8 protein-coding genes are annotated in these 14,547 nt (G+C 69.5%); 7 read left to right on the forward strand and 1 reads right to left on the reverse strand.

The genetic code is table 11. The features are described 5' to 3' along the window. Positions 1 to 22: 22 nt before the first annotated feature. The 3 genes from K9D12_RS07005 (at position 23) to K9D12_RS07015 (ending at position 4,950) form a co-directional block, all read left to right on the forward strand. Positions 23 to 2,026 carry an acyltransferase family protein gene (locus K9D12_RS07005; protein WP_223059789.1) on the forward strand — a complete coding sequence of 668 codons (2,004 nt, stop codon included), beginning with the start codon at positions 23 to 25 and terminating at the stop codon, positions 2,024 to 2,026. Next, positions 2,023 to 4,011, forward strand: coding sequence for an acyltransferase family protein (locus K9D12_RS07010; protein WP_223059790.1), 1,989 nt, complete (start codon positions 2,023 to 2,025; stop codon positions 4,009 to 4,011). The genes K9D12_RS07005 and K9D12_RS07010 overlap by 4 nt, the downstream gene beginning before the upstream one ends. A 93-nt stretch (positions 4,012 to 4,104) precedes the next feature. Beyond that, the gene (locus K9D12_RS07015; RefSeq protein WP_223059791.1) at positions 4,105 to 4,950 is read left to right on the forward strand and encodes a class I SAM-dependent methyltransferase; all 846 of its coding nucleotides are present in this window, start codon (positions 4,105 to 4,107) and stop codon (positions 4,948 to 4,950) included. A 55-nt stretch (positions 4,951 to 5,005) separates the two neighbouring features. Here the strand turns inward: K9D12_RS07015 and K9D12_RS07020 are convergent, their stop codons facing one another. Then, on the reverse strand, positions 5,006 to 6,292 hold the full coding sequence (locus tag K9D12_RS07020; RefSeq protein WP_223059792.1) for a lipopolysaccharide biosynthesis protein: 1,287 nt from the start codon (positions 6,290 to 6,292) through the stop codon (positions 5,006 to 5,008). 147 nt (positions 6,293 to 6,439) lie between these two features. Here K9D12_RS07020 and K9D12_RS07025 point away from each other — a divergent pair, with 147 nt between their 5' ends. The 4 genes from K9D12_RS07025 (at position 6,440) to K9D12_RS07040 (ending at position 14,498) form a co-directional block, all read left to right on the forward strand. Beyond that, the gene (locus K9D12_RS07025) at positions 6,440 to 10,726 is read left to right on the forward strand and encodes an alpha-(1->3)-arabinofuranosyltransferase family protein (RefSeq protein WP_223059793.1); all 4,287 of its coding nucleotides are present in this window, start codon (positions 6,440 to 6,442) and stop codon (positions 10,724 to 10,726) included. Further along, entirely contained in the window at positions 10,719 to 11,606 is an 888-nt protein-coding gene (locus K9D12_RS07030) for a glycosyltransferase family 2 protein (protein WP_223059794.1), read from the forward strand. Before K9D12_RS07025 ends, K9D12_RS07030 begins: the two co-directional genes overlap by 8 nt. Next, the gene (locus tag K9D12_RS07035) at positions 11,603 to 12,694 is read left to right on the forward strand and encodes a glycosyltransferase family 4 protein (protein WP_047312735.1); all 1,092 of its coding nucleotides are present in this window, start codon (positions 11,603 to 11,605) and stop codon (positions 12,692 to 12,694) included. Before K9D12_RS07030 ends, K9D12_RS07035 begins: the two co-directional genes overlap by 4 nt. Positions 12,695 to 12,767: 73 nt before the next feature. Further along, the gene (locus tag K9D12_RS07040; RefSeq protein WP_223059795.1) at positions 12,768 to 14,498 is read left to right on the forward strand and encodes a hypothetical protein; all 1,731 of its coding nucleotides are present in this window, start codon (positions 12,768 to 12,770) and stop codon (positions 14,496 to 14,498) included. The last annotated feature ends 49 nt before the right edge of the window (positions 14,499 to 14,547 follow it).

A 14,547-nucleotide genomic window follows, 5' to 3' on the forward strand; every position in this document is an offset into this window, starting at 1 on the left:
GCGTTTGATCGGAGAGGAACTCATGGCCGCACGGCTCTTCGCCCACCGTCCTGGCCTGGACGGCATCCGCGGCTACGGCATGGTCGTCTTCATGCTGTGGCACGTGGGGGCACTCACGGTTCTGCCGGGGCTGTGGGTGTTCATGAACGTCTTCTTCATCCTCTCCGCCTTCCTCATCACGCGTCTGCTCCTCGCCGAGCGGCGTAGCTACGGCGACATCAGCGTTCGCGATTTCTACGTCCGACGGGTGCGGCGCCTCGGCCCGGCACTGCTCGTCATGCTCGGCGCGGTGACGCTCGATGGGCTGTTCTTGGCACCCGATGAGGAGAAGGCGTACCTCAAGGGCGACATCCTCGCCACCCTCACCTACGTCATGAACTGGCGTCTCGTGGCCCGTGACGATCAGTACTTCGAGGCTTTCAGCCACCCGAGCATCACGCGGCACGCGTGGAGTCTGTCAGTCGAGGAGCAGTTCTATCTCGTCGTGCCGTGGCTCGTCGTGGCCGTACTGGCCCTGGGGCGTACGCGCCTGGCGAGGACCCTTCCGTTCGTGCTGCTCGCCGGACTCAGTGCCCTGTGGGCCACGCGGTTGGACCTCGTCGGGCTGGGTGGTCAGTCACACGCCTACTACGGCACGGACATCCGCGTTCAGGCCTTGGCGCTCGGCGTCGCGGCGGGCGTGTGGAGTGGGCACCGGTGGAGCGGCGGGGCGCTGCTCAAACCTCGCGACCCGCGTGATCCCCTCGACGGCGGCCGCCCGTGGATCGAGATCGTCGGGTGGCTCGGGCTGGCGGCCACGCTCGTCGCGTTCGTCACGATCGAGCCGCTCGCACCGTGGATGTTCTCGCGCGGCGGGATGCTGCTGACCTCCATCGCGGCGACGGCGTGGATCATCGGCTGTGCGCAGAGGCGCGCCACACCCCTCGTTCGCGTGTTCTCCCTGCCACCCGCGGTCTATACGGGCAAGATCTCGTACGGCCTCTACCTGTACCACTGGCCGATCTTCATCTGGCTCTCGCGCTACCTCACCGGCGTCAACGTCTGGGTTCTCGCGGTGCTGACGCTCGCCCTGTCCTACGCGGCGGCCGCCGTGAGCTACCGCTTCCTCGAACAGCCGATCATGAAGCACGGACTCGGCGCGTTCGGTCGCCGTCGGACGGGGGCCGCAGGCTTCGCAGGGCTGGCCGCGGTCGTCGTCGGCGCGCTCTTCGTCTCGGGAGGTACGGCGCAGGCCACCGCACCCGTGCGCGACGAGAGCGTCCCGCAGAAGGTGGCGAACATCCCCCAGCTCGTCGAGGGGCAGCCGACGTTCACGGCGCCGAAGCCGCCGACGAAGGTCGCGCTGTTCGGTGACTCGGTGCCGTTCCACCTCGTCTCCCGTTTCCCCAGCGGCAACTTCCCGGGCCTTGAGGTCGTCAACCTCGGCACACCCGGTTGCGACATCGTCGACGCCCCTGTGCAGTGGACACCGACGGTGGCGCTCGGCGCCGACGCCGCGTGCCGGCAGAACAAGGCGACCTACGAGGAGAAGGTGCGTACCTCGGGCGCCGAGACGTTCGTCATCATGCCCAGTCTCCAGCTCGCGCTGCGCCACCAACTCAGAGGGCGCACGGTGTGGCTCGACGACCCGGCGTACGTTGCTGCCGTGCGCTCGAAGCTCTCCGAACTCACGACGAAAGCCGAGGCGGCCGGGGCTCGTTCGGTGCAGATCACCACCGTTCCGTGCCGACGGATGAGCGAACTCAACCTTCCGCCCCAGTACCGTACGGAGCTGAGCCGCTCCCCCGAACTCGTGGCCGAGGCCCAGAACCCCAAGCGCCTCAACGCCCTCATCAGTACCTGGGCGAAGGAGGAGAACGTGCCTGTCGTCGACCTCGCCTCCGCCGTGTGCGGTGACGGTTACCAGCCGACGCTGCACGGCAAGAAGGTCTACGAGGACGGCATTCACTTCTCGCCCGAGGCAACCCCGATGATATGGGGCTGGCTCGCCCCGCAGGTTCTGAGCAAGGCAGGTGGACGTCCGTGACGGGCAGCACGCGCGCACAGCGACGCAACGGCAAGGGCGTGCGCACGCCGTCGCGCTATGCGGCGCTCGACGGTTACCGCGGCCTGTTCGTCGTTCTCGTCATCGCCTACCACTTCGGCGTGACGGCGCTCGTCGGCGGCTGGGTCGGCATCAACCACTTCTTCGTCTTCTCCGGCTTCCTCATCACGCGTCTGCTCCTCAAGGAGCGCCAGAAGACGGGGCGCATCGACGTCCGCCGCTTCTACGTCCGCCGGGCCCGCCGCGTTCTCCCCGCGATGTTCGTGCTCGTCGCCGCGGTGCTCGTTCACACGGCCTTCTTCGCCGACGCGGAGCAGCGCAAGGAGTACGCCGGCGACGCTTTCGCGACGCTCGGGTTCTTCCTCAACTGGCGCCTCATCAGCCGTGGCGACGCCTACTTCGACCAGTTCGTCGACCCGTCGCCGCTGCGTCACGCGTGGACGCTCTCGGTCGAGGAACAGTTCTACGTCATCGTCCCGTTCCTCGTGCTCGCCCTCGTCGCCCTCGCCCGTCGCCGGGGCGCGAAGGCCGGCATCGCTCTCGCTCTTGCGGCGGTGAGCGCCTGCTGGACGGCGCAGCTCGGCTTCGAGACGCCGCAGGACCAGACGCGCCTCTACTACGGCACCGACACCCGCGTGCAGGCTCTGCTCGTCGGTGTCGCGCTGGGCTGTCTGCTTGGACTCGGCAACGACAAACGGGGCCCGGTGCTCCCTCCACGCGCCGTGACGCAGGCGCTCGGCGTCATCGGCTTCGGCGTCTCGGTCTCGGCGGTCTTCCTCCTCGACCCGAGCACCACGTGGGTCTACGACCGCGGTGGCATCCTGCTCTTCGCCGTCGGCGCCGCCCTCATGGGGTGGTCGAGCGTCGACCCGCGCAACCTGCTCATCAACCGCATCTTCGGGTGGGAGCCCCTGGCGTTCCTGGGCCGCATCTCGTACGGGCTCTACCTCTACCACTGGCCCATCAACCTGTGGGTCGACGTGCCGGGCCTCCCCGACATCGCCGAGGCCGTGCTCAAGGGTGCGCTCACGTTCGCCGCTGCGTACCTCAGCTTCCGCTACATCGAAGTGCCCGTCCTGCAGAACGGCGTCAAGGGTCTGCTGCCGAAATCCACTTCCGGCACGCGGCAGTTCGTCGCCGTCGGTTCGGCACTGGCCCTCGTCCTCGGTTCAGGCCTCATGTGGACGATGACCCGAGTCAGCGGCCCGCCGCAGTACGTGGCGAACGTTGCCGACCTCGTGCCGGGGCAGAAGGCCTACCCCATGACCTCGAGCCGGACCACGGTGGCCATGGTGGGCGACTCGGTGCCCCTCAAGCTCGTCGAGAACTACCCGTCGCTCAACTTCCCGGGGCTCCACCCCGTGGCCCTGGCTGTGCCGGGCTGCGACATGCTCGACATCCCGATCGTCGATTCCAAGAGCAAGATCGTGCCCAACCCGAAGGACTGTGCCTCCCTCAAGCGCGACCTGACGTCGAAGGTTCGCGGCTCGGGTGCGGAGGCCGCCGTCCTCATGCCCGGCGTGCACCTCGCCTCGCGGCACATGCTCGACGGCCGAAAGGTGTGGATCGACGACGCCGCCTACCGCGACCTCGCGAAGAAGCGTCTCACCGAGACCGTCGGGAAGATCCGCGCCGGGGGAGCGCAGCGTGTCTACGTGACGACGGTGCCGTGCCGTCAGGCCGATCTGTCCGTCCTCCCGCCCGAGGACGCCGCCGCGATGCGCGCCGACGGCCCTGCGCTCGCCGAGTCGCAGCGACCCGACCAGGTCAACGCCCTGATCCGGGAGTGGGCGTCCGAGGAGCACGTGCCGCTGCTCGACCTCGCGAAGACGGTGTGCAGCAATCCCTTCCAGCCCGAGGTGAGCGGTAAGCGGCTGTACACCGACAGCGTCCACTTCTCCGAGGAGGCCACACCGATGATCTGGAAGTGGCTCGCGCCCCAGGTTCTGGCGACTGCCCAGCGCTGAGGCGCATGAGGTGGCATTCTTGTGCCGCCCGAGTTCGCCGACACCGTCCGTGGTCCGCCGTGTGCGTTCGGGCCTCACCCACGTAAGGAACCCATGAAAACGTCTGCCTTCTTCGAAGCCCTTCCGGCGCTGTTCACCCCCGACGTCCACAGCGGCGACCCGGTCGACGGTGCATGGAAGGACCTCACCGCCCAGGTGGCCGGCTACACGGCGGTCAACGAACTCGCGGTGCTCAACGAGGCCGCGCGTCACCTGCCCGAGGGCGAGGCCTACCTCGAGGTCGGCACGTTCAAGGGCCGCTCGATCTGCGCTGCGGTGCGGGGCAACGCCGGCAAGAAGTTCGTCGTCATGGAGAACTTCATGGAGTTCGGCATGGCCGGCGAGATGGCGCGCAAGGAGCTCATGACGAACCTCGCCGAGCACGCGAGTGACGCCGACGTCGAACTGCTCGAGGGCGACTGCTTCAAGCTCATGGTCGAGCCAGGCGCGCTCGATCGGCCGGTCGGCGTCTACTTCTACGACGGCGAGCACACGCTGCTGTCGCACTACCTCGCCCTGGCTGTCGTCGAGCCGTTGCTCGCGGACGAGGCGCTCGTGCTCATCGACGACGCGTCGTGGCCGGTCGTGCAGAAGGCCCACAAGCTCTTCCTCCAGCGGCACAAGGGCTGGGAGATCGTCGAGACGTGGGACGCGGCGCACGCCGACGACCCGCGCTGGGCCAACGGCCTGCACGCCCTCACATTCCGCCGTGTGCCCGGTACAGCCCGCAAACTCTCGGGCACGGACGAGGCCCTGCGCCGCTACCAGGTGACGGTGCAGGACCGCGTCAACGCCGTGATGTGGAAGGCCGTGGGCATCGTGCCCGGCCCGATCACCGCCGTGGCGAAGGTGCTGCTCGGACGCTCGCGCAAGATCGGTGACGACGACAGCGCGAAGTGACCCCCCGTTGCCTCGGGCCGAGCTGACCACGTGTGTCGGCTCGGCCCGATGCGTGTCACGTGCGGTCGGTGACGAGGAGGTCCTCCTCGGACTCGAGCTGCGTCACGGCGTGACGGCGGGTGCGAACCACGCCGACGAGGACGACGAGCGCCGCGCAGCCGGCGGCGAGTCCGATGACATGCTCGGCACTGTCGTGCCACCACAGCCACCCGACAACAAGTTCGACGGTGACGGCCACCCAGGCCACCTTGCCGAGAGTCGTGTCGTCGTCGGCCATCTGGGAGAAGAGCCACAGCTGCGCCAGGGCCCACAGCGTGCCGAGCGCGATGCAGGCCAGGACGAGCGTTCCGAAACCGTCGAAGGCCGTGCCGCCGATGAGCCGCACGAGGGCGTCGGCGTCAATCGCGACAACCGCGGCCGCGATCGCGCCGATTCCGACGACGAGCGCCGCCGCCCGCCAGATCATCGACGACCCCTGACGCGACAGGCGCGGCACGACGAGCAGCGCGATGAACTGGGTGCCCCAGCACATCGCCCGCCCGAAGGTCGACGCGAGCCCGTAGCCGCCGGAGGTGTGTTCGTCGAGGAAGTGGCGCACGAGGAGCACGTCGACGTTCGTCAGGGCGGTGAAGGCCGCGAGCGTCGAGTTGGATCGCGCCATCTCGGCCAGGAGCGAGGGGGAGTGGCGCCGCGTGGTGGCGGCCAGATCGCGACAGGCCCACCAGCCGTACGCCGCGGTGAGCCAGGCCACGATCGCCATGGCGACGAAGACCTGCGTGACGTTCGCATCGATCGCGAGGCACACGAACGCGCCGAGCAGACGGGTGGCCGCGGTGAGGACGTAGAGCGTCGACAGGCGCCCGAGGCGTTCGGCCCCCAGCAACATGCCCTGAAACGCGCCCGTGAGCGTCATCGGAAGGAGCATGAGCGACATCGCGACGGTGGCGGCCACACCGTCGAGGTGGAAGATATCGCCGATCGGTGCGGCGAGCAGGCACGTGAGCCCGGTGAGAGCGATGCCCGTCCCGGCCGCGGCGACGAGCCCGGACGTGCGTGCTTCCTCGTCCGCCCAGCGCCGCGCGATGATGACCTGGAAGGCGCCGGCCGGGATGACGAGCACGATGCCGAGCGTGATGAGCGCCGAGTAGGCGCCGAACCCCGCGGTACCGAGGGCGCGCGTCAGCACGAGGACGAAGACGTAGCTCAGGGCGTTGCCGACGCCCATGGCGACTCCGAGGAGGGCGCCCGAACCGATGCCCGCCGTGCGCTCGGTCCGGTTGCCAGGAGCCTCGGACGGTTCGTCGGCGGAGTCAGTGGAGACGTCGGTGCGTCCAGCGTTCAACGTCTCCACCTTCTCGGGTTGGTCCTCTTGTTGGTCCTCTTGGGGGTTACTTCCCAGTTATATTAGGCAGTCACCGCCGGGGCGCCGACGGGAAGCGCGCTCGGCGCGCGGTGCAGTGACGAAGTCGACGATCCGGAGGCCAACGACGTGAGACGCTTCGCCGCGCGGGTCAGCCCGTACGCGCTCACGACCGGCGGGCTCGTTCTCTTCCTCGCGATCATCGTCTTCGGCAACTCGCTCGGTCACTTCCACACCGACATCAAGCCAGAGGTCTACCTCGCGCCGTGGACGATGGTCGAGCGCTACCTCTCGTCGTGGACGAGCTCTCCCTACCTCGGGTCGGCCAACTTCAACGTCGGCCTCGTCCCCGTGCTGCTCCTGCTGTCGGCGCTGCGCGGGCTCGGTCTGTCACCGGAGTGGACCTTCAAGGTCTTCCACTTCGCTCTCTGGCTCGTCGCTGCGTGGGGAGCGAACCGTCTCGTGCGGGCAGCCACCGTCCGCGCGACGAAGTGGGTCGGCCTGTTCGCGGGCGTCTTCTACCTCGCCAACCCCTACACGATCGCCGCCGGAAACACGCTCGCAATCGCCCTGCCGATGGCGTTGTTGCCCTGGATGCTCCTGGCCTACTTGAGGGGTCTGCAGCAGCCGCGCAGCTGGGCCTGGCCGGCCGCGTTCGGCCTTGCGTTCTTCGCGATGAGCGGCATGAACGTGGCCGTCGTGCCGCTGTACCAGCTGCTCGCGCTCGTGCCGATCGCCGCCGTCGCGCTGTGGCACCGCCGCGCTACGTGGCGTCAGGTGCTCGCCGTGACAGCCAAGTGCGGCCTCTTCGTCGTCGCCGTCTCGGTCTACTGGCTCGTGCCCGCCATCGCAGCGCTTGGCACAGGCGCGCAGATCGTCGACATGTCCGAGACGCTCACCGGTATTCACAAGGTGTCGTCCTTCACCGAGGTGCTGCGCGGCCTCGGTCTGTGGCCGCTCTACGGCCACAGTGACACGGGTCCGTGGGTGCCTCAGAACGCCACCTACATCACGAGCCCGGTCGTCATCGTCCTCACCGCGCTGTGGCCGACGCTTGCGCTCAGCTCCCTCGCTTTTGCGCGAACTGCTCTTCGCCGCACTCTCGTGTTGCTCGCCGCCCTGGCTGCCGTCGTCATGGTCGGGCTGTTCCCGGGCGAGGGACGCGCCCAGAGCCCCGTCGGGTGGGTGCTGGAGAAGGTGCTCGGCCTCGGCCCGCTCGCCGCGTTCCGCACGACGAACAAGATCGGAGCGCTTCTCGCGCTGGCCTTCGCGCTGGCGCTGGCTTTCGGCGCGGTGCAACTCGTGCGCCTCGTCCAACGACGCAGCGCGCTCGCCCCCGTGGCCGGTTCGTTGGCCACGGTTCTCGTGGCCGGTTGGATCCTGCCGGCCCTGTCCAACGGGCTCTACATCTCCGAGATGGACGTGCCGAACTACTGGCGCGAGGCGGCCAAGACGGCCGACGGGGGAGACCCGAACGCGCGTACCCTCATGCTTCCCGGCCAGACCAGGCCGACCTATCGCTGGACCGTTCAACGGCCGGACGACCTCACGAACTCGCTTCTCAAGCGCGAGGCCGTGCTGCCCGAGACGACGCCGAACGCGAGTGCACCCGGCGCCAACCTCCTCGCGGCCATGGACGACACGGTGCAGTCGGATCGCTCGAACGGCGACATCGCCTCGACGTTCGCGCGTTACCTCGGGGCCGACAACGTGCTCGTGCGTCACGACACCGTCTGGGAGAACGACGGCGGTGCGCGGCCAGCGGCCATGTCGCGCCTCATCGACGGCGACAGCGGTCTGTACGGCGTCGCGAACTTCGGACGTCCCGGTCAGAACGTCCTGTCGCCCACGAACCAGCCCGAGAGCATGGACGAGGCCCTGCTCACGCCGGTTCAGCTCTACGGGGTCAAGGACTCCCGACGTGCGGTCCGGGCCCAGAGCCTCGCGGGTCAGATGATCGTCGCCGGCGACGGCTGGGCGTTCCCCCAGCTCGCCTCCGCCGGCCTGCTTCGCTCGAGCCCCACCGTGCGCTACGCGCAGGACCTCGACGAGACGAGCCTCAAGGCCGCGCTCAAGGACGGCGCACGCCTCGCGCAAACCGACACGAACGCCCGCCGCAACACCATCCCTCAGCGCCTCACCGCCGGCCAGGGCTCGCTCCTTGCCGCGAACGAGGCGCTGAAGAACAGCCGCACACTGGGCACCGATCCGAAGAACCAGACCGTCCTGGAGCGTTCCGGGGCGCACGTCACCGCGAGCTCGGCCGGTGGAACGTTCTTCGACCTGCCCTTCGCCGCCGCCGAGAACGCTTTCGACGGTGACGATGCGACGTCGTGGCGGTTCGGTGACTTCCAGCGAGCCGCAGGCCAGAGCCTGAACGTGAAGCTCGACAAGCCCGCCCGCCTCGGTGACGTGTCGGTCGCTCAGGCCGATCTCGGTCCCGTCAAGATCGATCGCGCCACCCTCATCGCAGGCGGCAAGTCTGTCTCCGTGCGCGTGCCAGACACCGGCCGTGCCACGTTCCGCATGGGCGGCGTGAACGCCGAGTCCGTCCGCCTGCGGATCGACTCGACCCGCGGCGACGGCTACAACCTCGTCGGTGTTTCCGAAGTGGGGCTACCCGGGGCGAAGGCAGAGCGTGCGGCGCGCACGCCGTCGACTCTGAAGGATTTGTACGACAGCCTCGACGCCGAGGGCCGCACGGCCTTCGAGAAGGCACCGCTCGACATCCTCTTCCAGCGCGTGCAGAACTCGTCCTCCCCGAACGACGACTCCGAGACCTCGCTCAACCGCATCTTCACGATGCCCGACGCCCGTCGCTACGACGCCTCCGCCACGGTGCGCCTCGCGAAGGCCGACCAGGAGCGCTTCTACGACCGCAGCGCGGGCTACAGCGATGCCGTCACGGCGTCGTCGTCGGAGTTCTGGTTCAACCGCCCCGAGTACCGTGCGTCCCAGGCGGCCGACGACAACGACAAGACGGCCTGGGTTCCCGGTGGCGCAAGCCCGAAGGGTGCCTGGTGGCAGATGCGCGGGCCCGAGCGCGAGATCAGCTCTGTCTCCGTCACCCAGGCCCCCGGTGAGGGCGGTGCATCACGCACCCAATGGGCGACGCGGGCCACGGTCAGCGTCGACGGCCGCGTCGTCGGCTCCGGAGCTCTCAAGCCGAACGGCACGGCGTCGATCGACATCACGGCGACGCGGGGCAAGGTCGTGCGGGTGCAGCTCGACGCCTCGAGCGGCCCGCGTAACGGCGCCCCGGCGAAGTTCACGTCGATCGACACGAAACAAGCGCTGCGCAAGGCTCCTCTCGGTGCGTTCGACGAGCCTGGTAAGAACCGGTGCTTCGCCGTCTCGACGATCAACGGTACGGCGCTGCCGATGCGTCTGTCGGGCGACCGTGTGGCCGGGCCCAAGGACGCCGGCACCCGCTGGACGGCGTGCAACCCGGTTGTCCTCAAGGCCCGCGAACAGCACGTCGAGCCGGTGCGCGACTTCGTCGTCGACTCGCTCGTGCTGCGCGACACCGTGTCGGAGAAGGCGGGGGCCGGCGTCTCGCCTGCCCCGGTCGACTTCGCCGTGACGAAGAACTCGCCGAGCGTGAAGTCCGTGCGCGTGGCGAAGAGCTCCACGCCGAAGGCCGTCGTGCTGGGTCAGAGCTATGACGAGCGCTGGAGCGCCACGCTGGGCGACAAGGATCTGGGACGCCCCGTCCTGCTCGACGGCTACTCCTCCGGGTGGGTTCTGCCGGCCGGCGCCGAGGGCACCGTCGAGATGCGCTTCACGCCTCAGCGTTACGCCAACTGGGCCATCCTCTTCTCGCTTGCGGCACTGTTGCTCGCGGCAGCGCTCGTGGTGCGTGCGTGGCTGACGGGTGCGCTTGTCGGTGGTCGAGACGAGAGCGCCGACGAGGACCTGCCGGCTCATCGCGCGCACCGGTCCGCGACACAGGAGCGGATGACCGGTGGCGGCGGGTCCCCGGGTCGCTCGGGTCGTCAGGTCCTGCTCCAAGCCGGCTTCGTCGTGGCCGCCGCGCTCGCTGTGGGGCTTGCGGGACTCGTGGCGGGTCTCGCCGTCGTGGCGGGCCTGCGCTGGGGACGCGTGACATCACGGGCACTCGTCGTCACCGGCGCTGCCCTGGTGTTCGTGGCGATTCTCCTGTTCCTCGTCCTCAGCCCCGACCTCGGCGAGGTGAGCGCGGATGCGATCTCGGCGAGCCTGTGGCCGCATCGCGTTGCCGGCGCCGGTTTCGTCGTCGCCATCGCAGGCCTCCTGCGCCGTGAAGGCCTGGCCGGGGGATCCCGCGGTGCCGCAACGGCCGAGCCGGCCGCTGACGCCACCGACTCCGCCGACCGCACCGAGGACGAGGGACGCACGCGCGACAGCGACAGCGACGGAGGATCCGAGGATGAGTGACAGCCACGTGAGCGCAGGGACGCCTGCCGGGCGCGATGTGGAGGGCGGTGTTGCGCGCGCGGTGAGCGTCATCGTGCCGACGCGCAACAACGAGCGCACGATCGAGGCGACGCTCGCGTCCGTCGTTGCGCAGACCGAGCCGAACGTGACGCTCATCGTCGTCGACAACGCGAGTAACGACGCGACGCCCGAGATCGCCCAGCGGTACGCCGACGTCTACCTCGAGGCGGGCCCCGAGCGTTCCGCCCAGCGCAACCGCGGCATCCAGGCTGCCGAGACGCCGTGGATCGTGTGGCTCGACAGCGACATGATCCTGCCGCCGCGTGCTCTCGAAGTCGCCCTCGACACGGCCGAGCAAACAGGCGCGGCCGGCGTCGCCCTGCCCGAGCGCACGATCGGCACGGGGTTCTGGACAGCCTGCCGGGCCCTCGAGCGTGAGTGCTACCTCGACCAGCCGTGGCTGCACAACCCACGCCTGCTGCGCCGCGAGTTCATGGTCGGCGACGGCGAGTTCCACCTCGCGATGTCCGGACCGGAGGACGCCGACCTTCGCATGAAAATGCGCCGTGCGGGACACCGCATCGAACTCGCTCCCATCGTCATCGACCACGACGAGGGTCACCTCACCCTGCGCGACGTCTTCGACAAGCGGCGCTACTACGGCCGAAGCATCCCGGCCCTCGAAGCCGAGCACGACGGCGCCGTCAGCGACCAAGGGCGTGCGGTGCTCGGCGCGTACTGGAGCCACCGCGGCGACCTGGCCCGACGCCCCGTGCACGCCGCCGGCATGGTCGCGATGCGTGCCATAGAGGCGGTCGGCTACGGCTACGGCGCCTGGAGCGCGCGCCGTGAGGCGGCCTCCGGAGGAAAAACGCCGTGACCCACGGTGACGCGTCGCGCCGGCGTGAGCTCCTGTGGCTCTCCCTGCCCGATCAGCGTCCCCGCCGTGAGCTCTACTGGATGTCGCGCATGCCCGACACCCACGTCACAGCGCTGGCCGCCGACGAGCCGGTGGGGGAGATGAGCTGGGTCCCGACGACCTACCGCCGCCCGGTGAAGCGCTTCATCGAGGCCGGCGCTTTCGCTTGGGCCGAGAACCTCGACGACGAACTCGCGCGCGTTCGCCCCGACTGGGCGGTCAGCCTCGAGCTGTGTTCGCTCGTCACCGGGCAACTTTCCCGGCGCCGCCGATCCGGAGGCTTCAAGCAGGCCGTCGTGACGTGGGAGAACATGCCGCGTCAGCCCCTGTACGCCCTGCCGCCGTACCGCCAGGCCGTCGAATCCGCACGCAGCGCCGACCTCGTGCTCTGCATGGTCGACGCCGCCCTCGATCACCTCGACCTCAACGGCTTCGACCTCGAGCGGGCGCGCGTCGTCAAGCCCGGTGTCGACACGGAACTGTTCTCCCCGGCAGCCGAACTCACCGACCGCCCGCGCGTTGTCTTCACTTCGCCGCTGGCACCGAACAAGGGCATTGACACCGTGCTCGACGCGATGGCTCACGTGCGCCGACACCTGCCGGAGGCGCAGCTCGTCGTGGCCGGACGCGGCCCGTGGCTTCCGCTCGTCGAGGAAGCCGCCCGTCGCATGCCGGATTCGGTCGTCCTCGCGGGCTCGCTCGATGCGTCGGGGGTGGCCGACCTCCTGCGCTCGGCTCGGGTGTTCACGACGGCACCCCGCCCGACGTGGAAGTGGACCGAGCAACTCGGTCTTGCCTACCTCGAGGCGCAGGCGTGCGGCCTTCCCGTCGTCACGACAGCCTGTGGTACGAACGACGAGGCGGTGCGGCCGCCGAACCTCGTCGTCGAGGATGACGCCGCAGCACTGGCCGACGGGCTCCTGCACTTTCTCGAGAACGACGCGGCAGCCCGCGAGACGGGCCGAGCCAACCGCGAACGGATGGTCGCGGAGCACGACATCGTCACGCAGACCCGTCGCCTCGGCGAGGCGTTCGCCGAGTTCGAGTGAGGCCCGCGTGAGCGTCAGGGGCGAGGGGGAGCGGTCGAGCGCTGTCTCATGGCCCACACGGCATGCAGGCCTGTTGACGGCGACTGCCGTCGCGCTCGTCGTGCTGTCCCCGGCGCTGTGGCGTCCCGGCTTCCTGCTCCACTACGACATGGTGTTCGTGCCCGACCTCCCGCTTTCGGCGGGCACGCTCGGGATGGACGGCGGGGTTCCCCGCGCCGTGCCGAACGACACCGTCGTCGCACTGCTCGACCTCGTGCTGCCCGGCTGGATCACGCAACGGCTCGTCCTCGTCGGGGCGTTCTTCGCCATCGGCGCCGGTCTCGACCGCTGGCGACGCGGCGTCGTCACCACCGTTGTTGCAACCGTCGCCGCGACGTGGAGCCCGTGGATGGCCGAGCGTCTCGCCATCGGTCACTGGGGCTACCTCTGGGGGTACGCAGCGCTCGTGTGGGCCGTCGTCGGTGCACTCGAACTGCGCGCAGCGCGGAGCGACGGCGATGACACGCGCCATCACCGGGCCGTGACGAGCACCGCGGTGGGCCTGGGCATGAGCGCCCTGTCGGGCTCGACGGGCGCCGTGCTCGTCGCCATCGCGTTGGTCGTCATCCTCCTTGCGCCCGGCGCGGGTCGGCCCCGCGCGGGAAGCATCGCCTTCGGAGCAGCCGCGTGGCTCCTGCTCAACGCCGCGTGGTGGTTCCCCTTCCTCACGAGCTCGTCATCGTCCGCGGCCGACGCCACCGGCGTTCGGGCCTTTGCCGCCGGAGCCGACACGCCGCTGGGCGTTCTCGGGTCACTCGTCGGGGGCGGCGGAATCTGGCACGAGCCGTCGTGGTTCCCCGAGCGCCACGCCGTGGTCTTCGCTCTTCTCGCCGCTGCGCTCGTCGTCGTCGGCTTCGTGACGCTCCTGAGGCACCTGCCGGCGCTGCGCTGGGGGATCGGGGCGCTCGGAATCCTCGCGCTCGTCCTGTCGAGCCTCGGAAGCTTCGCCGTCACGGCGCCACTGCTTGTGTGGTTCGTCGAGACCGTTCCCGGCGGCGGGCTGCTGCGCGACGGACAGAAGTTCGTCGCGTTGCTCGTCGTGCCCGCAGCGCTCGGGTGGGGCGTGCTCGCGGCACGTGTCGTGTCACGCGCTCGAGGAACCGCGCTCGCCCCGGTCGCGCTCGTCGCGGCCGCCGTGCTGCCGGTCGTTCTTCTGCCGGGGCTTGCGTTCGCCCGCGGTGGCCAATGGATCTCGTCGAGCTATCCGAACGAGTACGGAGCCGTCGCGCAGCGGTTGTCTGCGTCGTCGGACGCGGCCGCCGTCCTGCCGTGGCGCCTGTACCGGCAGTACGGCTGGAACGGCGACATCACCGTGCTCGACCCGTGGCAGCGCCTGTCGTCCTCTCCGGTGCTCGTCAACGACGACCTGCCACTGCGTGACAGCACGGTACGAGGTGAGAGTGCGGCCGCCGACCGGGTGTCGAGGGCCCTCGCGAGCGGGGACGCGGCGCAGGTCAAGGCTGCGCTGAGCAGGGCCGGCGTGCGCTACGTCGTCGTCGAGAAGTCCCAACCCGGGGCCGACGACGACATTCGGACGCTCACCCCGATCGGCTCCGTCGTGCACTCGGGACGAGACCTGACGCTCTACGACATCGGCCGTCCCAGCGGCCACGACGGCCCGCAGAGCCTGGGGAACGCGCCCTGGTGGGGCGCGACGGGCCTGGCTCTCGCGGGGGTCACCCTGGCTGCGGGTACGGCGTGGCTCGTGCGGCGCAGGCAGTTCGAACGCGGCGCGGAAGGACACGCTTCGGGTACCAGTCAGTAGTTCGCCTGCGCAGAACGTCACATTCGGGCTACACTCGATGAAAATGCGT

It is taken from the genome of Dermacoccus sp. Tok2021, assembly GCF_019895135.1.
GTDB classification, from domain to species: Bacteria; Actinomycetota; Actinomycetes; order Actinomycetales; family Dermatophilaceae; genus Dermacoccus; species Dermacoccus abyssi.